Here is a 21,872-nt window from a genome sequence, read left to right as displayed (position 1 = left end):
AGACGGTATGACACAGGCCAAGCGTCCCGAGGAGGTGCGTAGTCGTGAGGATCTCTTCGACTTCATCACGGACCTCGCCGACGAGTTCGAGACCGGCGACACCTCGGGGTGGCGCAACCGCACGGTGCCCGAGTACCTCGACGGCATGAGCGGCTGGTTGCTCGGCGCGGACGGTGCCTACCGCAACTCCAAGGGCACGCCGGTTCCCGAGCACCCCACCTGGGAGCTCGTCGCCTGGATGCTGTCGGCGGGTACCGACTACGAATAGGCCGTGAGAACGGGAAAGGCCCTTCCGGGATCGCCGGAGGGGCCTTTCCACGTTCCGAGCCGCTCACCCAAGTGCGCGGACCACCAGTGGTTAACCCACCTGCCACTGACCGGTCATCGTTCTGACCTGCTGCGATTAGCCAACCCAGCCTCACCCTGGTCCCCATGACGCAGCCGGAACTGCTTGTCAGCACCCCTGCCCAGCAGGGCGACAACGCTCCCCGCTACTCCCTCCTCGTCGCCCGTGACAGCGAAGAAGTCGTCGCCGCGCAGAGACTGCGCTACGAGGTGTTCGCCGGTGAGATGGGCGCGACGCTGCACACGACCGTCCCCGGCCACGACGTCGACGAGTTCGACCAGTACTGCGATCACCTCGTGGTCCGCGACGACCGCACCGGCGAGATCGTCGGCGGCTACCGCATGCTGCCGCCGGAGCGCGCCAAGGAGGCCGGGCGGCTCTACGGCGACGGCGAGTTCGACCTGACCAACCTGAACGACATCCGCAGCTCCACGGTCGAGACCGGCCGCTCCTGCGTGCACCCCGACCACCGCAACGGCGCCGTCGTCAGCCTCGTCTGGGCGGGCATCGCGCGGTACATGCTGCTCAGCGGCCACAAGTGGCTCGTCGGGTGCGCGTCGATCCCGCTGCAGGACGGTGGCAGCCTCGCGGCCGGGGTCTGGGACACGGTCCACGCCAAGCACTACGCGCCCGAGCAGTACCGGGTCACGCCGCACAACCCGTGGGACGTCGACGCCGTCGAACGGCCGGGCAAGACGGTGCTGCCGCCGCTGCTCAAGGGCTACCTGCGGCTCGGCGCCAAGATCTGCGGACGGCCCGCGCTCGACGCGGACTTCGGCGTCGCCGACCTCTTCATCCTGCTCGGCATGGACCACGTGGATCAGCGCTACCTGAAGTTCTTCCTGGGGGAGACGTCATGAGCCACGCCTGGATGCCTTCGTCGCCGTGCGGTGACGGGTGCGTCGGCAGCAGCGCGCCGCAGGAGGTCGCCCGGCTCAGGCAGGTCTGGCGGGCCGTCACGGCGGTCACCGCGATCCTGTGCGGCGTGTGGATCGCCCTCGCGCTGCTGCTGCCGGGCAGGCAGCGGGAAAGCGTTGTGCGCCTGTGGTTCCACGCCATCCTGCGGGCGTTCGGCGTGCGGCTGGAGGTGCACGGCGCCAGGAGGTTCCAGGAGATCCCGAAGCGCGGTGTGCTCGTCGCGAGCAACCACGTGTCGTGGCTCGACGAGCTCGCGATCGACTCGGTGCAGCCGGTCAGGATCGTGGCCAAGAAGGACATCAAGAGCTGGCCGGTGCTCGGCCCGATCATCACGGCGGTCGGCACGGTCTACCTCGACCGCGAGAAGCTCCGCGAGCTGCCGCAGACCGTGAACGAGCTGGCCGCGACCCTGCGCAACGGCAGCGCGGTCGCCATCCACGCCGAGGGCACGACGTGGTGCGGGCTCGCGTCCGGGCACTACAAGCCGGCGCTCTTCCAGGCCGCGCTCGACGCCGGTGTGCCGGTGCGGCCGATCGTGCTGCGCTACCGGATCGGCGAGCACCTGACGACGCAGCCGGCGTTCGTCGGCACCGACAGCCTGATCGACTCGATCCGCCGGGTGCTCAAGGTCAGGAACCTGGTCGTCGAGGTCCACGTGCTCGACGAGATCGCTCCCGGACGCGCGGGGACCCGCCGGGAACTCGCGAAACTTGCCGAAGAGCAATCAAACCGCTTGACCTCGACCGAACTGGAGATTGCACCATCTACAGGTGACTCTCACCGCGCGCGAACCATCACGCCTCTGGTCGCCTGAACGCCGCTGGCCCACGACGGGCATCCTCCTGCTGGTCACCCTCCTCGCCTTCGAGGCGATGGGTGTCGGCACGGCGATGCCCACCATGGTCCGTGAGCTGCAGGGCGAGGCGCTGTACGCGTGGCCGTTCCTCGCGAACCTCGCGGCGAGCGTCATCGCGACGGTCTTCTCCGGACGGCTCTCGGACCGCAGGGGCCCCAGACCCGCGGTCCTGATCGGCGTGGTGCTGTTCCTCGCCGGGCTCGTGGTCGCGGGTGTCGCCGAGACGATGACGGTGCTGCTCGCGGGCCGGGTGCTGCAGGGCTTCGGCGCGGGCTTCCTGATCGTCGCGGTGTACGTGCTGATCGCGGTCGCCTACCCCGAGGACAGCCGGCCCGCCGTCTTCGGCGCGCTGTCCGCCGCGTGGGTGATCCCGTCGCTGGTGGGGCCGGCGGTCGCGGGCTGGGCCACCGAACACCTCAGCTGGCGGTGGGTGTTCCTCGCGATCATCCCGCTGGTGCTGGTCGGCAGCGTCCTGCTGGTGCCGGTGCTGCGAGGTCTGCCGCCGCACGCCGAGGCGCCGCCGACGCGCAGGTACCTGCCGCTCGCCGCCGTGGCGGTCGGTCTCGGCGTGGCGGGCCTGAGCTGGGGGTTGCAGCACCGCACGTGGTGGCTGATCGCCGTGGCGTTGCTGCTGCTGGCGCCCGCGCTGCGGATCCTGCTGCCCAGGGGCACGCTCCTCGCCCGCCGCGGCCTGCCCGTCACGATCCTCGCGCGCGGCCTGCTCGCGGGCACGTTCTTCGCGGTCGAGGGCTTCATCCCGCTCACCTTGAGCGTCGTGCACGGCTACTCGCCCCTGGAGGCGGGTATTCCGCTGACGCTGAGCGCGCTCGGATGGGCCAGCGCGTCCATGTGGGCGTCGCGGCACCCGGAGATCGAACGCCACACGCTCGTCCGCGTCGGGTTCCTGTTCGTCGCGACCGGCATCGCGGCCGTGACGCTCATCGCACCCACGTGGGGTCCAGCCTTCCTCACGCCGGTCCTGTGGGCTGTGGCGGGCGCGGGCATGGGCATGGCGACGTCCAGTGTCGGTGTGCTGATGATGGCCGCATCACCCGAGGCAGACCGGGGGTTCAACTCGGCGGCGCTGCAGATCTGCGACATGCTCTTCTCCGCGACCATGATCGGCATCGGCGGCGTGCTCGTCCTGGCGACGGCGCCGACCGCGGGCGTGGTGGTGCTCAACCTGTCCATGGCGGCGTTGGCGGTGGTGGGAGCGATTCTGACCGGGCCACGCATGCGGGCTACCCTGAAGTCCTGATGGCTTATCTCGACCACGCGGCCACGACCCCCATGCACCCTCAGGCGGTCGCTGCCATGACCGAGGCGTTGTCCACCACGGGCAACGCCTCGTCGCTGCACACCTCCGGCAGGCGGGCGCGGCGGGCGATCGAGGAGGCGCGCGAGGACATCGCCGACGCCCTGGGTGCCCGTCCGTCCGAGGTCCTGTTCACCGGCGGTGGCACGGAGAGCGACAACCTCGCGGTCAAGGGCATCTACTGGGCGAGCGGCAGGCGCCGGGTGCTGGCCTCGGCCGTGGAGCACCACGCCGTGCTGGACGCCGTGGAGTGGCTCGACCAGCAGGGCGCCGAGGTCACCTGGCTGCCCACCGACCGGTTCGGCCGGGTGTCCCCGGAGTCGGTCGCCGAGGCGCTGGACGACGACGTCGCGCTCGTCACGACGATGTGGGCGAACAACGAGGTCGGCACCATCAACCCCGTGCACGACATCGCCGCCGTGTGCGCCGCACGCGGCGTGCCTTTCCACACGGACGCGGTGCAGGCCGTGGGTGCCGTTCCTGTTGATTTCGCCGGCTCCGGCGCGTCCGCGCTGACCATGACCGGCCACAAGGTCGGCGGCCCGTACGGCGTGGGCGTGCTGCTGCTGGCGCGCGACGTGAAGTGCACGCCGTTGATGCACGGCGGCGGCCAGGAGCGTGACGTGCGGTCCGGCACCCTGGACGTGCCGTCGATCGTCGGTCTGGCGCGCGCGGTGCGGATCTCGGTGGAGGAACAGGCTTCCCGGGCCGCCGAGATCGCGGCGCTGCGGGACGAGCTGATCGCGTCCGTGCGCGCGGTGGTACCGGACGTGATCGTGAACGGCGACCCGGAGCACCGGCTGCCCGGCAACGCGCACCTGACGTTCCCCGGCTGCGAGGGCGACAGCCTGCTGATGCTGCTCGACGCCAAGGGCATCGAGTGCTCGACCGGGTCCGCGTGCACCGCCGGTGTCGCGCAGCCGAGCCACGTGCTGCTCGCGATGGACGTCGAACCCGCGCTGGCCCGTGGCTCTCTGCGGTTCTCGCTGGGGCATACGTCGACGCACGCGGACGTTGAACAACTCGCATCGGTCATCGGCCCGGTGGTGGAGAGGGCCCGCACGGCGGGCCTCGCAGGCATGAGGCGGTCCCGGAAGGTGGTCAAGCAGTGAAGGTCCTCGCGGCGATGAGCGGCGGTGTCGATTCCGCGGTGGCGGCGGCACGGGCCGTCGAAGCGGGGCACGACGTGACGGGCGTGCACCTGGCGTTGTCGGCGAAGCCCGGCACCCTGCGCACGGGCGCGCGCGGCTGCTGCACGATCGAGGACGCCCACGACGCCCGTCGTGCCGCGGACCTGATGGGCATCCCGTTCTACGTCTGGGACTTCGCCGAGCGCTTCACCGAAGAGGTCGTCGAGGACTTCGTCGCGGAGTACGCGGCCGGTCGCACGCCGAACCCGTGCCTGCGCTGCAACGAGCGGATCAAGTTCGAGGCGTTGCTGGACAAGGCGATCGCGCTCGGTTTCGACGCCGTCTGCACCGGCCACTACGCCCGGCTGGAGATGGTCGGCGGCCGTCCCGAGCTGCGTCGCTCCGCCGACATGGGCAAGGACCAGTCCTACGTGCTGGCCTCGCTGACCGCCGAGCAGCTCTCGCACGCCATGTTCCCGTTGGGGGACACGACCAAGGACGACGTGCGCGTCGAGGCGGCGTCGCGCGGGCTGTCGGTGGCGAAGAAGCCGGACAGCCACGACATCTGCTTCATCCCGGACGGCGACACGCAGAAGTTCCTGGCGGGCCGCATGGAGACCAAGCCGGGCCTGCTGATCGACGACGCGACCGGTGCGGTGCTGGGCCGGCACGCGGGCGTGCACGAGTTCACCGTCGGGCAGCGCAAGGGCCTCGGCATCGACGGTCCCGCCGCCGACGGCCGCCCGCGGTACGTGCTGGCGCTGGAGCCGGTGTCCGGCAACGTGCGGGTCGGCGCGGTCGAGAAGCTCGCGGTGACGGGGATTTCCGCGTCGTCGCCGGTCTCGCACGTCGAGCTGGACGGGCCGGTCGAGTGCGTCGCACAGGTGCGGGCGCACGGCGGCACGGCCCCGGCCGTGGCCGAGCTGGTCGACGGCGTGCTGCAGGTGCAGCTGCGGGAGCCGTTGAAGGGCGTGGCGCCCGGTCAGGCCGTGGCGATCTACCGCGAGGACGCGGCGGGCGACATCGTGCTGGCCAGCGCGACCATCGACGCGACCAGCTAATTCGCTTGTAGGGCTGGAAAAGCCTCTCTAGCGTTCGCGGCGTGACGTTCATCGACACGGCGTTCGCCGACACGCAGGACCTCGCCACGCGTGCTCGCAGCGCGTTCCGGTGCTTCGTCAGCCCCGCGGACCGGCGGAAGCTGACCAGTCGTGCCCGGCGCAACGACGAGCCGGTGTGGGTGGTGTCGCCGTTGCGCAGGCTCGGTGCTCGCCGGTTCCGCCGGACTAGCTGGGACGCCACTCCGAGTTCGCTCCGCACAGGAGCACGCAGGGCAGCTCACTCGACACATCGCCCCTGAGGAACGCGGCGAACGCCGCCGCACCAGCGGGTTCGACCGCGATCCTGAACTCCTCCCACAGCCGGTCGCGCGCCGAGAGGATCTCGTCGTCGGTGACCAGCTTGGAAGAAACGTTGTGCTGCTTGAGGATCTCCAGCGACAACGCGCCGGCGCGGGTGGCGCCGAGCGCGTCGGCGGCGATCGAGTTCACCACGGAGTCGACGGGCTCGCCGGCCTCCAGGGCGTTGTGCATCGCGCGGCAGTTCTCGGGTTCCACGGCGACGATGTGCCGTCCGCCGGAAGCCAGCGCGGCGCCCGCGACCAGCCCGCCACCGCCGACCGCGACGAAGATCGTGTCCACGTCCGGGGCGTCCTCGACGATCTCCTGCGTGACCGTGGACTGGCCCTCGATCACCGTGGCGTCGTTGTAGGCCTCGATGTAGGGCAGGTCGAGCTCACGGGCGGCCGCGGCGGCCTCGGCGTAGGTGCTGCCGTGGCGGATCAGCTTGGCGCCCAACGCCTCGATGCGCCTCGTCTTGGTCTCGGGCGCCGTCACCGGGACGAACACGGTGGCGTGGGCGCCGAGCAGCTGGGCGGCCTGGGCGACGGCGATGCCGTGGTTGCCGCCCGACGCGGTGACGACCTCGGAGACGTTCAGCGCCAGCAGGGTGTTGACGGCGCCGCGCAGCTTGAACGAGCCGGTGAGCTGCAGGTGCTCCAGCTTGAACACGAGCGGCCGCCCGTCGGCGGTCACGCGCATGATCGGGGTGCGGCGGACGTACTGCGACAGCGTTCTCATGAGACCAGCTTCCACAAGAACTGCACCAGAGTCACGACGCCCAGCAGGAAACACACCAGCACGAACGTCCCGCCGGCCATGACGATCAGGCAGGCGCCCCAGGACGTCTCCTCGTTCGGCGTCGCGTCGAGCTCGTGCTGCAGCTCGACCCGCGCCTCCTGGTACAGCGCGGCGAGGCGGGTACGGGCGGCCTCGGTCGGCGCCTCGTCGACGCGGCCCTGCCAGGAGAGCGCGACCAGACGGGCGTCCGCGCGGCGGTAGGCGCGTTCGAAGGCCTGGAGCTCCGCGGGGTCGCGCTCGTCGGAGAGGTACGTCCAGCGGCCTGCCTGGGCCGGCTGGCCGAGCACCCGGTAGACCTCGGCGAGACGCTCGCGGAGATCGAGCCGCTGCGGGTAGGTGCCGACGAGTCCGGCGACGCGCTGACGTGCGCTGAGCACGCTGGCGAGGTCACCTCTTCGTAGCTCCTCGGCCGCTTTGTGGAGCGTCAGCTCTACCGGCATGAAGATTAGTTTTGCAGGTAGGGCTAGCTTTGACTCGTGTTCGGCCTATCGCTGCTGGTCTCCGGCCTCGCCTGGTGGCTGGGTCTGCACCTGCTCGCCCGCGATCCGCGCAAACCGCTGCTGTGGTGGGCGGGCGCGGGAATGATCGGCTATTCGGCGGCGGTCGTCGTGCCACATCCCGTGGTCATAGGGGTGCCGGCACTCGCCTGGACGGGCGCGATCTTGTTGCTCGCCCGCCCCGAGTTGATCAAGTGGTGGCTGTTCGCGCTGCTGCCGATGGCCGCCGCGGCCTTCTTCGTACCGTGGATCGTGTTGCTTCCGTTGGCCGTAGCCACGGTCCTAGCCATAAGAAAACGTGCTTACTTTTCACTCGTTGGAGTGATGTTCGGCCTTTCGGCCGGTGCGTTCCTGCTCGGCCTGCTGCCCGACGCGATCACGCTGCCGTCGCTCGGGTTCGACGTCGTGGTGTTCGGGGTGCTGGTCGCCGTCACCGACGCCGTCGAGGAGGGCGAGGCGATCCGCGCGGACATGCTGCGGTCGCTGGTGATCTCCGCTTTCACCGCGGTGCTGTTCGGCTCGCAGGTGCTCCTCTTCGGCGGCCCGGACCTCCTCGTCTACACGACCGTGGCGGCGGCGATCGCGATCCAGGTGCTCGCGAACCCGCTCGCGTCCGTCGTCGACCGCCTCGCCGTGCCGGCCGTCGCCGCGGAACGGGCCGAACTGCGTGACGCGGCCGAGGCGTTGCCCAGGCGCAGGCCGCTGGTGACCGAGGACGAGGCGGAGTTCGCCAGGCTCACCCGCAAGGCGCTGAGCCACTACGGCGACCTGGGGAAGCTGGTCGCGAGCCCGTTGATCGCGCTGACCGACGAGGGCCCGCCACTCGACCGGGCCGCGCAGCTGAAAAGCATGCTGCTGGCGTCGATTCAACGACTCAAGCCACTCGGTGGCGATTTCGGCACGAGCGACGAATGGCGTTACTACAACGCCGTGTACTTCTACTACGTCAAGGGAATCCGCCCGTATTCGGTGCGAACCAAACGCGAGGACCTCGACGCGGAGGACCGCCGCGCATTGCAGTGGTTCGTGACACAGGTGCCCGAGCGCACCCTGCACAACTGGCAGAACGCCGCCGCACGCCTGGTCGCGACGGACCTGATGGCAGGAGTTGGCAGCGCTTGACGTGGTCTTGGCAGCGTTGAGCGGGCCATCGTCGGGCCATGTTGAAATTCGCCTTGAAACTCGACGGTGTCGCTTCGTTCGCTTTGGGGCTGCTGACCCTGCTGATCCGCCCGGAGGTGGGAATTCCGGTCGGCTGGCAGATCGGGCTCGGCTCTTTCTGCGTGGTTTACGGAGCCGGTGTGTTCTTCCTGGGAACCCGCGCCACCCCGGACCGCCGGATCGTGCTGCTGGTCATCATCGGCAACCTGGTGTGGGGCCTCGACAGCATTCTCACGGCCGAGCTGAAGTGGTTCCCGCTCACCGGCACCGGCGTCGCGTTGGTGCTGGCCCAGGGCCTCGCGGTGATCGGTTTCGCCGCGCTGCAGTTCGCCGGCCTCAAGCGCGCAGCGTCCGCGAACGACCGCGGAACTCAGCCACGATCTCGCTCCCTCGCCTGACCGTGATGTCGTAGATCCCGCTGCGGCCGAACCGGGTCCGTTCCACCGCCTCCGCCACCAGCTCGTCACCCTCGTGCGCGGGCTTGATGAAGTCGATCTCGGCCGTGGCGGCGACGGTGACGGACCCGGCCCTGTTGCAGGCGCAGGCGAACGCGCTGTCGGCCAGCAGGAACACGTAGCCGCCGTGCGCGATGCCATGGCCGTTGATCATGTTCTCGGTGACGGTCATCCGCAGCGCCGCGTAACCGTCGCGCAGCTCGATCGGCGCTATGCCGAGTCCGGTCGAGGCCTTGTCGGCGGCCAACATCTCAGCAGGACCATTCATTCGTGGCAGCGTAATCACCCTGGCGGTGGTGTCACGCAGCGTTCGAGGCGCCTTACTGTCCGGATGCATGATCGTTCAACATCGGAGGTGGTCACCATGGCTGGTTGTTCTTGCTGCGGCGGGTGTACGGGTCCGGGCTGCGGATGCTGCAGCTCCTGCTGAACGCTCTGATGAAGTGAAAGAAGGCCGTTGCGGGAAACCACCCGCAACGGCCTTCGTTCCTGCAGGGGTGAATCAGCCCGTGTAGATCTTGAACAGGTTCGTGAATTCCCAGTTGGCCTGCGAGATTCCACTGCACGTGGGCGAAACTCCGCCGCCGGGGCAGCCCTTGTCGCGGCCGGCCGACCAGAACGCGACCCGTCCCACGTGGTTGGCCTTCGCGTAGTCGAGGACCTTGCGCGCGTCGTCCTGCGTCGTCGTCGGACCCGTGTCGTTGCGTCCGATCATCGGCGTGAGGCCCAGCAGTGCTTTCAACTGCGCGTCGGACTTCGACGGCCAGATGGCGCGCATCTGCCCGAGGGTGGCGTTCGCGGCGTTGACCATCGCGTCGCCCCAGTTGCCCGTGTAGCCGAAGTTCATCAGCATCGGGTTCACGAGGACGTTGACGCCCTTGGCGGCCGCGTCCTTCAGGACGTCCACCGAGTACGGGTCCATGCCGTAGTCCTGGCCCTGGACCCGCATCGTGTAGCTGACGGTGGTGCCGCGGGTGTCCTGCAGCCGCTTGAGCGCCGTGTTGACGACGGCCTGGGGGATCGTGGCTTCCACGTCCACGTCGATGCTGTTCGAGCCCACGCCGTCCAGCACGGCCACGTAGGCGTTGTACAGGGCGTCCGCGGTCGAGCAGACGTGTTCCAGGTACGGGCCCATGGCGCCGCCGGTCGCGACGATGACGCTGCCGCCCTGGGCCTTCAACGCCCTGGTGTCGTTCACGATGCGGCTGTCGTTCAACGGGACCGTGCCACCCCATGCGGGCACACAGCCGGAGGACGAGCCCAGCGCGAACGCCAGCGTGAAGTGCTTCTGGCCGGTCGCGTTGGCCACGTCGATCAGTGACGGCGTCGGCATCGTGATGTCGATGTACGGGGCGACGCGCGCGCTACCGGGCGTGGGCGGGACGTCGGACCCCGTAGTGGTGGTCGGGCCAGTCGTGGTCGTGGTTGTCGTTCCGCCGCCACCGCCGCACGGGACGCCGTTCAGCTTGCAGTTCGTCGGCAACGCCGAGCCGCTCGCCAGGAAGCCGAAGCTGGTCGACGCGCCCGCGGAGACGTTGCCGTTGTACTCGCGGTTCGTGAACGTGTGGTGGTTGCCGCTGCTGGTCGCAGTGGCGTCCCAGTACGAGCCGAGCGACGCTCCGGCGAGGTCGAACTCCAGCTTCCAGCCGGCCAGCGCGGTGGTGCCCGCGGTGATCGTGAACTTGCCCTGGTAGCCGGAACCCCAGGACGAGTCCTGGCTGAACGCGGCGGACTCGCCGGCGGCCGAGGCGGTGGGAGCGATGGCGACGAGTCCGGCCACGAGTGCGGTGGCGGCCCCGGCGGCGAAAACGGCGAAACGGGACATCGTGCGGTCCTTCCGGCAGGGGAGGAAGGGAGTGGTGCAGGACCACGGGGCGCGTCGCGGTCCTGCACCACGTACAGGGAGGCGCTCGCACACTGAGCACCTGCTCAATCACGGTAAGTGGCCTAGACCATAGCGTCAATGGGTCTAGACCTCTTCTGTCTGCAGGACAGTGGAACAATTCGGTGGGTGCGTGGAGCCACTGGAATCGGATCGCTGCCCGGAACCGACATCGACGAGGCGGCGCGCGTCGTCGTCGGAGAGCTGCCTGAGCTGCCGCACGTCCCGGAGCTGCCTGGCCGGGGAGTCGGCGCGGACATGATCGGCCGCACCGCCGGCCTGCTCGTCGACCTCGCGATCGAGGTCGTCACGTCCGGTTATCGGGTGACCCCGCGCGCCGGCCGTGACCACCGTCGTGCCGTTGACCTGCTGCGGGGCGACCTGGACGCGTTCGACGAGGCGTTGGAACGCGCGGGTGCGCATCCCGAGACCGTCAAGGTGCAGGCCGTCGGGCCGTGGACGTTGATGTCGAACATCGAGCTGATGCGCGGCCATCGGGTGCTCACGGACCCAGGTGCGGTGAAGGAGTTCGCCGCGTCGCTCGCCGAGGGCCTCAAGCTGCACGCGGCCGAGGTCGCGAAGCGCACCAAGGCGAAGGTCGTCGTGCAGATCGACGAACCGGGCCTGCCCGCCGTGTTGCAGGGGCTGCTGCCGACGCCGTCGAAGCTGGGCACCGTGCCTGCGGTGCCTGGGCCGGACGCGCGCGCTGTGCTCGCCACGGTGATCGAGGCCCTGAAGGACCACGAGGTGATCGTGCACTGCTGCGCGCCGCACCCGCCGCTGACGTTGCTGCGGGAGGCGGGCGCGACGGCGCTCTCGTTCGACCTCACGCTGATCAAGGGTGCAGAGGCGCTCGACGAGATCGGCGAGACGTGGGAGGCGGGCACGACGCTGGCGCTCGGTCTGGTGCCGAGCCTCGACCCCGGCGTGCCGGTCACGTTGAAGGAGGTCGGGCACCGGGCGTTCACGCTGGTGGACCGTCTCGGCTTTCCGCGGTCGATCCTGGCCGAGAAGGCGCTGCCCACTCCGACGTGCGGTCTAGCGGGCGCATCGTCCACTTGGGTCAAACGCGCGCTGGGGCTGACCCGTGACCTCTCCTCCTCGTTCCTGGAGCCGCCTGAGGGCTGGTGATGTCCGGTTTGGGCGGCTAGTCTGCTGCGAACTATTAGGAAACTTTCTTAACTGAAGGCCGTTCGCCGGGCCTGGACCGGGAGTTCCTCACATGCGCATCAGACTTGCGGCCGTCGTCGCCGCAGTGCTCGCAGGCGTGGTCGTGGCGCCTGCACACGCCGCCCCCACCGGCCAGATCCGGCTGGATCAGGTCGGGTTCGGCACCTCCGAGCAGAAGCACGCGTACGTGCTCGGAGGCGCCGCGAACACCAGGTTCTCCGTCGTGGACAGCCGCGGCCGGACCGTGCTGACCGGCAGGACGGGCGCCTCGACGGGCTCGTGGAGCGACACGTTCCCCGCGGTGCACCCGATCGACTTCTCCGCGCTGAAGAAGGCGGGCACGTACCGGATCAAGGTCGGCTCGACGGTCTCGCCGGCGTTCAAGGTCGACTCGCTGAAGAAGCTGTTCTCGCCGGTCGCGCACAACACCGTCGAGTTCTTCCAGGCGCAGCGCGACGGCGCCGACGTCATCCCCGGCAGGCTGGACCGCAAGCCCGCCCACCTCACCGACCGCGAGGCGCTCGTCTACGAGGCGCCGGTGTTCGCGGGCGAGGGCGGCGACCAGATCGCGGCGCCGCTGAAGCCGACCGGCGCCAAGGTCGACCTCGAAGGCGGCTGGTTCGACGCGGGCGACTTCGTGAAGTTCACGCACGCCTCGTCGTACTCCACCGCGTCGATGCTGCTGGCGTTGCGCAACAAGCACAACGACGCCCTCTACGACGAGGCGAAGTTCGGCCTCAAGTGGCTCGACAAGGCGTTCGACGAGAAGACCGGCACGCTCTACGCGCAGGTCGGCATCGGCACCGGCTCCGAGGAGTTCGGCTTCGTCGGCGACCACGACGTGTGGCGGCTGCCGGAGGCCGACGACAAGCTCGACGTGAAGCCGGGCGACAGCGAGTACTTCATCAAGCACCGCCCGGTGTTCCGCGCGAACGTCGCCGGCGAGAAGATCAGCCCGAACCTGGTCGGCCGCGTGGCCGGTTCGTTCGCGCTGGCCGCGCAGATCGAGGCGCACCGCAACCCGCGCGTCGCCCGTTCCTACCTGGACAAGGCAGCGCAGCTCTTCGCGCTGGCCAAGACCACGGACGTCGGCGAGCTCGTCACGGCGTTCCCGCACGCGTACTACCCGGAAGAGTCGTGGACCGACGACATGGAGTTCGGTGCCACCCAGCTCGCGCTGGCCGCGAAGGCGTTGCACGACAAGCGGTACAACCAGTTCGCCCGCGCGGCGACGCACTGGGCCAAGGAGTTCCTGGCGACGCAGGACCCCGACACGCTCAACGTCTACAACATCTCCGCGCTCGGCCACGCCGACCTCGCCCCGTTGCTCAAGAAGGGCGTCCCCGGCGCCGAGGTCACCGAGAAGCAGATCATCGGTGACATCCAGCGGCAGTTGAAGAAGGGTGCCGACGCGGCCAAGACGTCGCCGTTCCGCACCGCCGCCAACGTCGAGACCTGGGACGTCGGCTCGCGCACGTTCGGCTACATCACCACCGCCGCGCTGTACCAGAAGCTCACCGGCTCGAAGGAGTACGCGACCTTCGGCACGCAGCAGCGCGGCTTCGCCCTCGGCACCAACGCCTGGGGCACCTCGCTGATCGTCGGCGTCGGCACGAAGTTCCCCGAGTGCCCGCACCACCAGGCCGCGAACCTCTCGGGTTCGCCGAACGGTGGCTCGAAGGTGCTGGTCGGCGCCGTGATCAACGGCCCGAACGACGCCTCCCTGTTCGGCGACCTCGGTGAGATGCCGGCGGGTTCCGTCGACTGCACCAAGCCGTACACGCTCGAGTTCAACTCCGCGAAGTCCGTGTTCGCCGACGACCTGCGCTCGTGGCCGAGCTCCGAGCCGGCCATCGACTTCACGGCGACGGGCGTGCTCGGCTTCTCGCTGATCGCCAACTCCTGAGTGGCGCCGGTGCGGGCCTGGGTGTCCAATTCGGACTTGTGCTCAGGCTCGCGCTGGTCCTCGCGTTGCTCTTCTCGGCGTCACCGGCTCATGCTCTGCCGTTGAACGTTCTTTGCCGAGTGCCCGGCGTGCACGACGCGGAAGTGATCCGCGTCGTGCACGCCGTTGGTCTTTCCCGGGGCGTGAGCGACAAGGTGATGCTCGCCGGGTTCGAGGCCGGGTGGGTCGAGTCGCACATGAACAACCTCTCGTGCGGCGACGCGGACTCCCTCGGCGTCTTCCAGCAGCGGCCGTCGATGGGCTGGGGCGCGCCGGAGCAGATCATGGACGTCTCGTACGCCGCGGGCCGGTTCTTCGAGTACGCGGTTCGGGTTGATCGGCCTGAGCTCTCTGCTGGGTTGCTCGCCGATGCCGTGCAGCGGTCCTGCTGCCCGGAGCGGTACGACCAGGCCGTCGGACGTGCGCAGTCGATGCTGCGGCAGGCGTGGCAGGGCGGGCCCGAGGTCGTCGCCGGGGTGGTGCACGTCGTGGAGGACGGTGATGTGCTGGCCGATGGGACGCGGCTGAGCACCTCGGGTGACTTCGTCGGACGGCCTTCGGTGGCGGGGCGGTTCGTGTTCGCGCGGACGGCTCGAGGTGAGGTGCGGGTGCTCGCGGACGGGGCCTGGCGGGCGGTGGCCTCGGGGGTGGCCGGTGATCCCGAGGCCGTCACTCTTCCGGATGGAACGGTCGGCCTGTACGCGGTGCTGGCCGATGGCAGCGTCGCGAAACTGTCAGACCCGCTTGGGATGATTGGGATGGGGGCCGGTTCCCCCCAGGGGGCCCGCGAGTCGGGATCGATTCCGAACGAGCGGGCCACGAACTGGCAGCCCGTGAGCCCGGCCGGGTTCGCCGCCGGCAAACCATCCGTGATCCCCCACCCGGACGGCTCCGTGACCATCTACGCCCGCTCCGGCCACAAACTCATGGCGGCCACCGCCGGCACCTGGAACGAGATCGCCCGGGGCGTGGACGCCTCCCCGGAAGCGGCCCTCCGTCCCGACGGAACGGTAGCCGTCCACACCCTGATCGACGGCCGCCTGCACCGCCTGACCACGACCTGGGAACCGTTGGGCGACATCCGTTTCATCGACACGGTCTCAGCCCAACCAGACGGCACCGTCTACGCACGCACCGCCGAAGGCAAGGTCCTCAAAGCCGGTTGAACGGCTCCGCATACCGGAACGCCCCGCCGGGAAGATCACCGAACAACCGAGCCTGGAAGTGCGGCGCCCACTCCGCAACCGGCGGCGTGATCCCGAACTCCGCAGCCAGCCGGAACCCGAACCGCGAGTAGTACCGCGGATCACCCAGCAGGATGACAGCGCGCTCGCCCCGAGCCTCGGCGGCACCGAGAACCGCGTGCATCAACGCGGACCCGATCCCGGCCCGCTGATGCGACGGATGCACCGCGATCGGCCCGAGCCCGAGAGCCGGCACGTCCCCGACAAACCCGCGCGTGCACACGACGTGTCCGAGAACCCCGTCCTCCACCAGCGACAACTCCGGGATCCAGCCGGAATCCGCCCGCAGCCAGTCGATCAGCGGAGCCTCCGGCCCGTTCTTGAACGCCAGGTCGGTGACGGCTCGGATGGCGTCGATGTCTGCGGGCGTCTCCCGCCGGATCAGCATGAGGCGCACTGTGGCCAAACCCGTCGCCGCGCGCCACTCAGTTTCCGACCCCATAATCCGCTGCGTGGTCGTGAGACAGACCGTGATGGTGTGCGTACTTGCCGTGCTGGCCTATCTCGGCGTGTGGTGGGCGTTCAGCGGAAACGACGAACCCGCCCAGTCGGCGCCGGAGGCCATGTTCCTCACCGACTACTCCAAGGCGGAGAAGGGCAACTGCGTCAGGTTCTCCGGCCCAGGCGAGAACGACCAGGGCCTGACCGTCGTCAACTGCGACCGGGCCGCGCTGAAGATCGGGAGCGTCCTGAGCGAGACGAGCGGCCGCTGCCCCCGCGGTGACTACAAGGTGTTGCGCGACACCAGGCACAACGCCGCGCTGTGCCTGCTGCCCAACGCGGCCAAGGGCGACTGCTTCGAGTTCGACACCGATGATCTGCAGAGGTCCGTCGTGTCCAAGTTCGACTGCGCGGCGCCGCGGGTCAACGTCCAGGTCGTCGACGTCGCCGGAGAAAGTTGCCCCGAAGAGGCCGAACTCGGTGTTCCCTATGAGGACATGACGCTGTGCCTGAGGAGAGTGCGTTGATCGTCTTCGAGGAACCCGCGGACTTCGACGCGTGGCTGCACGAGAACGGCTCCAGCGAGACCGAGCTGTGGATCAAGTTCGCGAAGAAGGGCTCCGGCATCAAGTCCATCAACTACGGCGAGGCGCTCGACATCGCGCTGTGCCACGGGTGGATCGACGGACTGACACGGTCCGTGGACGAGACCTGGTACTCGCAGCGGTGGACGCCCCGACGCCCGAAGAGCAAGTGGTCCAAGCGCAACTGCGGCAAGGTGGAGGAGCTGATCGCGGCCGGCAAGATGCTGCCCGCCGGGCTCGCCGAGATCGAGAAGGCCAAGGCCGACGGGCGCTGGGAGGCGGCGTACGCGGGTCCGGCGACGATCGAGGTGCCGGACGACCTCACCGAGGCCCTGAAGGCCAATCCCAAGGCCGCCGAGTTCTTCAAGACCTTGAACAGCCAGAACAGGTACGCGGTGCTGCTGCGCATTCACGACGCGAAGAGGCCGGAGACGCGGCAGAAGCGCATCACCCAGTTCGTTGAAATGCTGGCGGAGGGCCGCAAGCTCTACTCTTGAGCATCATGAAGTGGTTCCGCCGCAGCAAAGCCGAAGACGTCGTGCCCGCCCACCTGCCGAACGCCGGGGAGGCCGCGCAGCGGTTCTGGGAACGGTGGTTCGAGCTGGTGCCGGCGGTCAGCGCGGCGCTCGGGGACGGCGAGCCGCACCGCGTGGAGGGCGAGCTGCGGGACCTCGTGAGCTCCCTGCACCCGGACCTGTTGTTCTCGCTCGAACAGGGTCATCTGGCCATGTACGCGCTGGTGGTCACCGGCCAGGAGGACCCGCGGCTGCGCCCGTACACCGACGCGTGGATCGCCGCCGCGCCGCCGTCGGACATGGTGTGGGAGTTCCACGACTCGGTGCCGCCGGTGCCGGACCCGACCGAGGTGATCGTGAACCTCGGCCAGGTGCGGATGCGGCTGGGCGACTACCGCGTGGTGGCCCAGGTGGACGGTGACGTCGTCGACGTCGCGGTCTACCACCCGGCACTCGCGGACCTGAGCGACCAGCACCGCGCGACGATGACGTTCCTGCCCCTGGACGTCACTCTCGGCGAGCGGCTGGCGGGGGAGCGGCTGCGGCGCGTGGAGACCGCGGAGCTGGAGCCGCAGGGCACGATCAGCCTGCTGGAGCTGCGTTCTCTGGTCAGGGAACTCGCCGGGCACGCGGAGCGCTGAAAACTGTCGGACCTGGTCAGTAAGCTGTGGGACGTGACCAGCGAGAGCCTTGAAGACGTCCCCGCAGAGGTGCGCGAGCGGCATGCCGTGCTCGCGGAAGAGGTGCGCTCGCACCAGTTCCGCTACTACGTGCTGGACGACCCGATCGTCACCGATGGTGAGTTCGACGGTCTGCTCAAGCAGCTGGAGGCGCTGGAGGCCGAGCACCCCGGCCTCGCGACGCCCGAGTCGCCGACGCAGCTGGTCGGCGGCACGTTCTCGACCGAGTTCAAGGCGGTCGACCACCTGGAGCGCATGCTCAGCCTCGACAACGTCTTCGCCCAGGACGAGCTGACGGGCTGGTTCGAGCGCGTCCAGAAGGAGATCGGCGCCGGCACGCACTTCCTGTGCGAGCTGAAGATCGACGGTCTCGCGATCAACCTGCTCTACGAGAAGGGCCGGCTGACCCGCGCACTCACCCGTGGCGACGGCCGCACCGGCGAGGACGTGACGCTGAACGTCCGCACGATCGCGGACGTCCCGGTGGTGCTGAAGGGTTCCGAGGAGTACCCGGTGCCCGAGCTGGTCGAGGTGCGCGGCGAGGTCTTCTTCGCGGTGGAGGACTTCCTGGCCCTGAACGCCTCGCTGGTCGAGCAGGGCAAACCGCCGTTCGCAAACCCGCGCAACACCGCGGCGGGCTCGTTGCGGCAGAAGGACCCGAAGGTCACCGCCTCGCGCAAGCTGCGGATGATCTGCCACGGCATCGGCAAGACCGCGGGCTTCGAGGTCGCCAGCCAGTCGCTCGCCTACGAGGCGCTCAAGGCGTGGGGCCTGCCGACGTCACCGCACACCGAGGTGCTCACCGATCCGGCGGACGTGCGCAAGAAGGTCGAGTACTGGGGCGAGCACCGGCACGACGCGGTGCACGAGATCGACGGTCTCGTCGTGAAGGTCGACGAGGTGTCGCTGCAACGGCGTCTGGGCACGACGTCGCGCGCGCCCCGGTGGGCCATCGCCTACAAGTACCCGCCGGAAGAGGCCACCACCACGTTGCTGGACATCCAGGTGCAGGTGGGCCGCACGGGCCGCGTGACGCCGTTCGCGCTGATGGAGCCGGTGAAGGTGGCCGGCTCGACGGTCGCGCGGGCCACGCTGCACAACGGCGCGGAGGTCAAGCGCAAGGGCGTGCTGATCGGCGACCGCATCGTCATCCGCAAGGCGGGCGACGTGATCCCCGAGGTGCTCGGCCCGGTGCTGGCCGCGCGCCCGGCCGATGCGCGCGAGTTCGAGATGCCGACGCGGTGTCCCGAGTGCAACTCGGTGCTGCGCGCCATGAAGGAGGGCGACGTCGACATCCGCTGCCCCAACGCGGAGACGTGCCCCGGCCAGCTGCGTGAACGCCTGGCGTACCTGGCCTCCCGTGCCGCGCTCGACATCGAGGTGCTCGGCTACGAGGCGGCCGCCGCCATCACCGAGTCCACGATCTACACGAACGAGGCCGACCTGTTCGACCTCGACGCGGACGCGTTGCGGCAGGTCGAGCGCTTCACGACGATGAAGGGCGAGTTGTCCGCGAACGCGCTGAAGCTGATCGACAACCTGGCGGCGGCGAAGGAGCGTCCCCTGTGGAGGGTGCTGGTCGCGCTGTCGATCCGCCACGTCGGCCCGACGGCGGCCCGCGCGCTGGCCCAGCAGTTCGGCTCGATGGACGCGATCCTCGAGGCCGAGGAGGAGGCGCTGGCCGGTGCCGAGGGCGTCGGCCAGACCATCGCGACGGCCGTGGTCGAGTGGCGGGAAACGGAGTGGCGCCAAGGCGTCGTGGAACGCTGGCGGGCCGCGGGCGTGCGGATGGAGGACGAGCGCGACGCGTCCATCGTGCGCAACCTCGAAGGCCTGTCCATCGTGGTCACCGGCTCGCTGACGGAGTACTCGCGCGACTCGGCGAAGGAGTCGATCCTCGCCCGCGGCGGCAAGGCGGCGGGCTCGGTCTCCAAGAAAACCGCTTTCGTGGTGGTCGGCGACGCACCAGGATCCAAGTACGACAAGGCCATCTCGCTGAAGGTCCCCGTCCTCGACGAGGCGGGCTTCCGCGTCCTGCTCGAACAGGGCCCGGACGCCGCGAGGGAGGTGGCCCTGCCCGGCGACGAAGGCTCAGCGGAAGAAGGCGCAGATGGCTGACCTGATCATCCGCCCGGCGACGGAGGCCGACCTACCGGCGGTCGGCTCCGTCACGGTCGAGGCGTACCGCGCGGACGGCTACGTCGGCGCCCACGACGACTACGCGACCATGCTCGCCGACGCGGAGTCCCGTTTCCGCGACGCCGAACTGCTCGTGGCGCAGGACGAGCAGGGCACCGTCCTGGGCTCCGTGACGGTCGTGCACCCCGGCACGCCCTACGCGGAGATCTCCCGGCCGGGCGAGCTGGAGTTCCGCATGCTGGCGGTCTCCGCGGCGGCACGCGGGCGCGGCGTGGGCGAGGCCCTGGTGCGCGCGGTGTTCGACAAGGCGCGCGCGGAGGGCATCGACCAGGTCGTGCTGTCGTCGTCGGAGAAGATGCTGGCGGCACACAGGTTGTACGGGCGGCTGGGGTTCACGAGGCTGCCGGAACGCGACTGGGCGCCGGTGCCGGGCCTGAACCTCCTGGCGTACGCGTACGGGATGCGCTTGTGAGCAACCCCGCGAACAGCCGTGCGTCCACAGGACAAAGCCGCGGGTGGGGGTTCGCGAATGAGACTTCTGGTAGTCCTGCTCGTACCGGCGCTGCTGGCTGCCTCGGCAGCACCGACGGACCTGCCGGCCGATGACCGCCGGCAGCTCGAGACCCTGACCCAGCGGTACTTCGAGCACCGCGCGGACAAGGTCACCGCCCGCCCGCAGACCCCGGGTTTCGGCGTGCCCACGACCGAGGCCTTCGCCGCCCGGTTGCGCGTCGACGAGGCCAAGCTGGCCGCGCGCCGCGAACGCCTCGGCGGGCTCCCGTACGGCGGCTACTCCCGCGCCCAGGTCCGCACCGAGCTGACACGGGTGGTGGTGCCCGGCGACGGCAGCGCGGTCGTGCACGTCCAGGAGGTGACCGAGCTCCACTTCACGAAGTCCGCCGGCGTGACGCACACAGCGTTCGGCATGGACCACGTCCTGGTCTTCGACCGCACTCCGTCCGGCTGGGTGCTCGCGACGGCCACCAGGGCACCGGGCTCCGTGTGCAAGGTCCCGCCGGAGACGCAGTTCTGCGGCTACGCCTCAGAGCGCTGAGATGATCCGCGCCCGCAGCTTGGAGTCGCCCGCCGCCTGTTCGTACAACAGCTCCCGCAGCACCTCGGCGGGTAACGCTCTCAGCACGTCCTTGAGCTCCACGTCCTCGGCGTCCGGCGGCGGCACCGTCTCGCCCCGGTCGAGCAGCACCAGCCCCACCGCCACGCAGTGCTTGCAGAAGAACCCCTCAGACCCGTGCGGACAGCTGCACGCCCCCACCAGGTGCGTCCCCGACCACGACAGCTCCACCGCGTAGGCGTCCTCGTCACCGCCCCGCACCCGCGCCGCCACGTGCCTGCTGTGCACCCGAAGGGACAGCACGGCTTCGCGGTAGGTCAGGCCGCGCCAGTACGACTTGGTACCCGCGCGGTGCAACAGCAGCTCGGTGGTGAGGGTCGTCGACACGGGGGTCATCCAACCGGGTGACCGCAGAAAGGATCAACATGATCGCGATCAGCCCACTGGAACCCGCGGACCGAGCCACGTGGCAGCAGCTCTTCGAGGGCTACAACACCTTCTACGAACGCACGCTGCCAGCGGAAACCTACGACGAGAAGTGGGAAGCCTTCCAGGCGAACAAGAACATCCACGCCCTATGCGCCCGCGACGACAACAACGTCGTCGGCATCACGCACTTCTTCAAGCACCCCAGCACGTCCGGCCCGGACGTCTGCTACCTGCAAGATCTCTTCACCGCACCCGAGGCGCGCGGCCGGGGCATCGGCCGCGCGCTCATCGAGGCGGTGACGGCATGGGCGAGGCAACAGGGCTGCTGCCGCGTCTACTGGCACACCAGCGAGTGGAACGAGACCGCCCGCGGGCTCTACGACCAGGTCGCGGAGAAGACACCGTTCGTCCACTACCGAATCGTGCTCTAACGAGCCGTCGACTCCAGGTCGAGCAACGTCACGGCCGCGCGGAAGTACTTGTTGGTGCCCAGGTCGCGCACCGTCTTGATGTTGAACGCGGCCTTCAGCTTCTCCGCGTCGCCTGGGCTCACGCCCTGCAGCGCGTCGACCGGGGCGTCCAGGATGTCGGTGAGCGGCTTGTCCTCGTAGGCCTTGTCGAGGAGCGAGTCGAGGTTCACGGTGACGGCCATGATCTTCATACCTCCAGAGGTGGGGCGATCACGGCAGATTCTGGAGTGAGATCCGGTATTCCGCAGTGCGAGTCATCGTCGCCGCTTGAGCGCGACCACGATCACCGCGGCCACCGCCAGCACCCCGGCCACACCCAGTGCCAGGTCGCCGATCGCCATGCCGTTCTCCTGGGCGAACACCAGAGCCACTCGCATGACCTCAACGTAGCCCTTGGAGCAACGCCACGAGGAGGATTGTGTGGG

The 21,872-nt window shown here is 69.4% G+C and carries 26 protein-coding genes; 18 read left to right on the top strand and 8 right to left on the bottom strand.

Going from position 1 to position 21,872, the window contains the following annotated elements; all coding sequences use genetic code 11:
- Positions 1–7: 7 nt before the first annotated feature.
- The 6 genes from ACSHWB_RS06815 to mnmA all read left to right on the top strand — a co-directional run bounded on the left by ACSHWB_RS06815 (position 8) and on the right by mnmA (position 5,626).
- The gene (locus ACSHWB_RS06815) at positions 8–268 is read left to right on the top strand and encodes a DUF7660 family protein (RefSeq protein WP_439661221.1); all 261 of its coding nucleotides are present in this window, start codon (positions 8–10) and stop codon (positions 266–268) included.
- Positions 269–432: 164 nt separating this feature from the next.
- On the top strand, positions 433–1,206 hold the full coding sequence (locus tag ACSHWB_RS06810) for a GNAT family N-acetyltransferase (protein ID WP_439661220.1): 774 nt from the start codon (positions 433–435) through the stop codon (positions 1,204–1,206).
- Entirely contained in the window at positions 1,203–2,078 is an 876-nt protein-coding gene (locus tag ACSHWB_RS06805) for a lysophospholipid acyltransferase family protein (protein WP_439661219.1), read from the top strand. Before ACSHWB_RS06810 ends, ACSHWB_RS06805 begins: the two co-directional genes overlap by 4 nt.
- The gene (locus tag ACSHWB_RS06800) at positions 2,035–3,378 is read left to right on the top strand and encodes an MFS transporter (protein WP_439661218.1); all 1,344 of its coding nucleotides are present in this window, start codon (positions 2,035–2,037) and stop codon (positions 3,376–3,378) included. Before ACSHWB_RS06805 ends, ACSHWB_RS06800 begins: the two co-directional genes overlap by 44 nt.
- On the top strand, positions 3,378–4,547 hold the full coding sequence (locus ACSHWB_RS06795) for a cysteine desulfurase family protein (RefSeq protein ID WP_439661217.1): 1,170 nt from the start codon (positions 3,378–3,380) through the stop codon (positions 4,545–4,547). The genes ACSHWB_RS06800 and ACSHWB_RS06795 overlap by 1 nt, the downstream gene beginning before the upstream one ends.
- The gene (gene mnmA / locus ACSHWB_RS06790) at positions 4,544–5,626 is read left to right on the top strand and encodes a tRNA 2-thiouridine(34) synthase MnmA (RefSeq protein ID WP_439661216.1); all 1,083 of its coding nucleotides are present in this window, start codon (positions 4,544–4,546) and stop codon (positions 5,624–5,626) included. Before ACSHWB_RS06795 ends, mnmA begins: the two co-directional genes overlap by 4 nt.
- Positions 5,627–5,851: 225 nt before the next feature.
- Here mnmA and ACSHWB_RS06785 read toward each other — a convergent pair whose 3' ends face one another.
- Both ACSHWB_RS06785 and ACSHWB_RS06780 read right to left on the bottom strand, forming a co-directional pair.
- On the bottom strand, positions 5,852–6,703 hold the full coding sequence (locus ACSHWB_RS06785; RefSeq protein WP_439661215.1) for a serine/threonine dehydratase: 852 nt from the start codon (positions 6,701–6,703) through the stop codon (positions 5,852–5,854).
- Positions 6,700–7,203, bottom strand: a complete 504-nt coding sequence (locus ACSHWB_RS06780) for a DUF6584 family protein (RefSeq protein WP_439661214.1) — start codon at positions 7,201–7,203, stop codon at positions 6,700–6,702. The genes ACSHWB_RS06785 and ACSHWB_RS06780 overlap by 4 nt, the downstream gene beginning before the upstream one ends.
- Before the next feature lie 36 nt (positions 7,204–7,239).
- Here ACSHWB_RS06780 and ACSHWB_RS06775 point away from each other — a divergent pair, with 36 nt between their 5' ends.
- Together ACSHWB_RS06775 and ACSHWB_RS06770 are read left to right on the top strand one after the other, a co-directional pair.
- On the top strand, positions 7,240–8,382 hold the full coding sequence (locus tag ACSHWB_RS06775; RefSeq protein WP_439661213.1) for a hypothetical protein: 1,143 nt from the start codon (positions 7,240–7,242) through the stop codon (positions 8,380–8,382).
- 38 nt (positions 8,383–8,420) lie between these two features.
- Positions 8,421–8,819, top strand: coding sequence for a hypothetical protein (locus ACSHWB_RS06770; RefSeq protein WP_439661212.1), 399 nt, complete (start codon positions 8,421–8,423; stop codon positions 8,817–8,819).
- On the opposite strand, the gene paaI is transcribed toward ACSHWB_RS06770, so the two are convergent.
- Positions 8,758–9,144 carry a hydroxyphenylacetyl-CoA thioesterase PaaI gene (gene paaI, locus ACSHWB_RS06765; RefSeq protein ID WP_439661211.1) on the bottom strand — a complete coding sequence of 129 codons (387 nt, stop codon included), beginning with the start codon at positions 9,142–9,144 and terminating at the stop codon, positions 8,758–8,760. The genes ACSHWB_RS06770 and paaI overlap by 62 nt on opposite strands.
- A gap of 234 nt (positions 9,145–9,378) precedes the next feature.
- Positions 9,379–10,701: a glycoside hydrolase family 18 protein gene (locus ACSHWB_RS06760; protein WP_439661210.1), complete on the bottom strand. Its 1,323-nt coding sequence runs from the start codon at positions 10,699–10,701 to the stop codon at positions 9,379–9,381.
- Positions 10,702–10,839: 138 nt separating this feature from the next.
- Here ACSHWB_RS06760 and ACSHWB_RS06755 point away from each other — a divergent pair, with 138 nt between their 5' ends.
- From ACSHWB_RS06755 to ACSHWB_RS06745, 3 genes are all read left to right on the top strand, one after another.
- Positions 10,840–11,889 (top strand): methionine synthase, encoded by a 1,050-nt coding sequence (locus tag ACSHWB_RS06755; RefSeq protein ID WP_439661209.1) that lies wholly within the window; start codon positions 10,840–10,842, stop codon positions 11,887–11,889.
- Positions 11,890–11,980: 91 nt separating this feature from the next.
- Positions 11,981–13,834: a glycoside hydrolase family 9 protein gene (locus tag ACSHWB_RS06750; RefSeq protein ID WP_439661208.1), complete on the top strand. Its 1,854-nt coding sequence runs from the start codon at positions 11,981–11,983 to the stop codon at positions 13,832–13,834.
- Positions 13,835–13,872: 38 nt separating this feature from the next.
- Positions 13,873–15,039, top strand: coding sequence for a hypothetical protein (locus tag ACSHWB_RS06745; protein ID WP_439661207.1), 1,167 nt, complete (start codon positions 13,873–13,875; stop codon positions 15,037–15,039).
- On the opposite strand, the gene ACSHWB_RS06740 is transcribed toward ACSHWB_RS06745, so the two are convergent.
- Positions 15,026–15,505, bottom strand: coding sequence for a GNAT family N-acetyltransferase (locus ACSHWB_RS06740; RefSeq protein ID WP_439661206.1), 480 nt, complete (start codon positions 15,503–15,505; stop codon positions 15,026–15,028). The two genes, ACSHWB_RS06745 and ACSHWB_RS06740, sit on opposite strands and share 14 nt — an antisense overlap.
- A 64-nt stretch (positions 15,506–15,569) precedes the next feature.
- Between ACSHWB_RS06740 and ACSHWB_RS06735 the strand changes: the two genes are divergently transcribed.
- Genes ACSHWB_RS06735 through ACSHWB_RS06710 form a run of 6 tightly spaced genes read left to right on the top strand, consistent with a single transcriptional unit; the run spans position 15,570 to position 20,530 of the window.
- Positions 15,570–16,085, top strand: a complete 516-nt coding sequence (locus tag ACSHWB_RS06735; protein WP_439661205.1) for an LppU/SCO3897 family protein — start codon at positions 15,570–15,572, stop codon at positions 16,083–16,085.
- Complete coding sequence (locus ACSHWB_RS06730) at positions 16,064–16,639, top strand: YdeI/OmpD-associated family protein (protein ID WP_439661204.1); 576 nt, start codon at positions 16,064–16,066, stop codon at positions 16,637–16,639. Before ACSHWB_RS06735 ends, ACSHWB_RS06730 begins: the two co-directional genes overlap by 22 nt.
- 5 nt (positions 16,640–16,644) lie before the next feature.
- Positions 16,645–17,298: a hypothetical protein gene (locus ACSHWB_RS06725; protein WP_439661203.1), complete on the top strand. Its 654-nt coding sequence runs from the start codon at positions 16,645–16,647 to the stop codon at positions 17,296–17,298.
- A 33-nt stretch (positions 17,299–17,331) separates the two neighbouring features.
- Entirely contained in the window at positions 17,332–19,455 is a 2,124-nt protein-coding gene (gene ligA, locus ACSHWB_RS06720) for an NAD-dependent DNA ligase LigA (protein ID WP_439661202.1), read from the top strand.
- Entirely contained in the window at positions 19,448–19,948 is a 501-nt protein-coding gene (locus ACSHWB_RS06715) for a GNAT family N-acetyltransferase (protein WP_439661201.1), read from the top strand. Before ligA ends, ACSHWB_RS06715 begins: the two co-directional genes overlap by 8 nt.
- 57 nt (positions 19,949–20,005) lie before the next feature.
- The gene (locus tag ACSHWB_RS06710) at positions 20,006–20,530 is read left to right on the top strand and encodes a hypothetical protein (protein ID WP_439661200.1); all 525 of its coding nucleotides are present in this window, start codon (positions 20,006–20,008) and stop codon (positions 20,528–20,530) included.
- Here ACSHWB_RS06710 and ACSHWB_RS06705 read toward each other — a convergent pair.
- Positions 20,519–20,935, bottom strand: coding sequence for an SWIM zinc finger family protein (locus ACSHWB_RS06705; RefSeq protein ID WP_439661199.1), 417 nt, complete (start codon positions 20,933–20,935; stop codon positions 20,519–20,521). The two genes, ACSHWB_RS06710 and ACSHWB_RS06705, sit on opposite strands and share 12 nt — an antisense overlap.
- Positions 20,936–20,973: 38 nt before the next feature.
- Between ACSHWB_RS06705 and ACSHWB_RS06700 the strand changes: the two genes are divergently transcribed.
- On the top strand, positions 20,974–21,408 hold the full coding sequence (locus ACSHWB_RS06700; RefSeq protein WP_439661198.1) for a GNAT family N-acetyltransferase: 435 nt from the start codon (positions 20,974–20,976) through the stop codon (positions 21,406–21,408).
- Here the strand turns inward: ACSHWB_RS06700 and ACSHWB_RS06695 are convergent.
- Both ACSHWB_RS06695 and ACSHWB_RS06690 read right to left on the bottom strand, forming a co-directional pair.
- Positions 21,405–21,629, bottom strand: coding sequence for a hypothetical protein (locus tag ACSHWB_RS06695; protein WP_439661197.1), 225 nt, complete (start codon positions 21,627–21,629; stop codon positions 21,405–21,407). The two genes, ACSHWB_RS06700 and ACSHWB_RS06695, sit on opposite strands and share 4 nt — an antisense overlap.
- A 72-nt stretch (positions 21,630–21,701) precedes the next feature.
- On the bottom strand, positions 21,702–21,824 hold the full coding sequence (locus ACSHWB_RS06690; RefSeq protein ID WP_439661196.1) for a hypothetical protein: 123 nt from the start codon (positions 21,822–21,824) through the stop codon (positions 21,702–21,704).
- Between the last annotated feature and the right edge of the window lie 48 nt (positions 21,825–21,872).

The organism is Lentzea sp. HUAS TT2 (genome assembly GCF_051853195.1).
Lineage (GTDB): Bacteria > Actinomycetota > Actinomycetes > Mycobacteriales > Pseudonocardiaceae > Lentzea.
The sequence above is the reverse complement of the archived record's forward strand: the minus strand, read 5'-3'. Positions and strand labels throughout refer to the sequence as shown.

Bases quoted from the DNA above. Each gene is read 5' to 3' on its own strand.
- ACSHWB_RS06785 (WP_439661215.1), bottom strand. From the start codon at position 6,703: ATGAGAACGCTGTCGCAGTACGTCCGCCGCACCCCGATCATGCGCGTG.
- ACSHWB_RS06695 (WP_439661197.1), bottom strand. From the start codon at position 21,629: ATGGCCGTCACCGTGAACCTCGACTCGCTCCTCGACAAGGCCTACGAG.
- ACSHWB_RS06795 (WP_439661217.1), top strand. From the start codon at position 3,378: ATGGCTTATCTCGACCACGCGGCCACGACCCCCATGCACCCTCAGGCG.
- ACSHWB_RS06780 (WP_439661214.1), bottom strand. From the start codon at position 7,203: ATGCCGGTAGAGCTGACGCTCCACAAAGCGGCCGAGGAGCTACGAAGA.
- paaI (WP_439661211.1), bottom strand. From the start codon at position 9,144: ATGAATGGTCCTGCTGAGATGTTGGCCGCCGACAAGGCCTCGACCGGA.
- ACSHWB_RS06740 (WP_439661206.1), bottom strand. From the start codon at position 15,505: ATGCTGATCCGGCGGGAGACGCCCGCAGACATCGACGCCATCCGAGCC.
- ACSHWB_RS06710 (WP_439661200.1), top strand. From the start codon at position 20,006: ATGAGACTTCTGGTAGTCCTGCTCGTACCGGCGCTGCTGGCTGCCTCG.
- ACSHWB_RS06805 (WP_439661219.1), top strand. From the start codon at position 1,203: ATGAGCCACGCCTGGATGCCTTCGTCGCCGTGCGGTGACGGGTGCGTC.
- ACSHWB_RS06725 (WP_439661203.1), top strand. From the start codon at position 16,645: ATGAAGTGGTTCCGCCGCAGCAAAGCCGAAGACGTCGTGCCCGCCCAC.
- ACSHWB_RS06760 (WP_439661210.1), bottom strand. From the start codon at position 10,701: ATGTCCCGTTTCGCCGTTTTCGCCGCCGGGGCCGCCACCGCACTCGTG.
- ACSHWB_RS06755 (WP_439661209.1), top strand. From the start codon at position 10,840: ATGGGTCTAGACCTCTTCTGTCTGCAGGACAGTGGAACAATTCGGTGG.
- ACSHWB_RS06690 (WP_439661196.1), bottom strand. From the start codon at position 21,824: ATGCGAGTGGCTCTGGTGTTCGCCCAGGAGAACGGCATGGCGATCGGC.
- ACSHWB_RS06700 (WP_439661198.1), top strand. From the start codon at position 20,974: ATGATCGCGATCAGCCCACTGGAACCCGCGGACCGAGCCACGTGGCAG.
- ACSHWB_RS06770 (WP_439661212.1), top strand. From the start codon at position 8,421: ATGTTGAAATTCGCCTTGAAACTCGACGGTGTCGCTTCGTTCGCTTTG.
- ACSHWB_RS06815 (WP_439661221.1), top strand. From the start codon at position 8: ATGACACAGGCCAAGCGTCCCGAGGAGGTGCGTAGTCGTGAGGATCTC.
- ACSHWB_RS06715 (WP_439661201.1), top strand. From the start codon at position 19,448: ATGGCTGACCTGATCATCCGCCCGGCGACGGAGGCCGACCTACCGGCG.
- ACSHWB_RS06810 (WP_439661220.1), top strand. From the start codon at position 433: ATGACGCAGCCGGAACTGCTTGTCAGCACCCCTGCCCAGCAGGGCGAC.
- ACSHWB_RS06750 (WP_439661208.1), top strand. From the start codon at position 11,981: ATGCGCATCAGACTTGCGGCCGTCGTCGCCGCAGTGCTCGCAGGCGTG.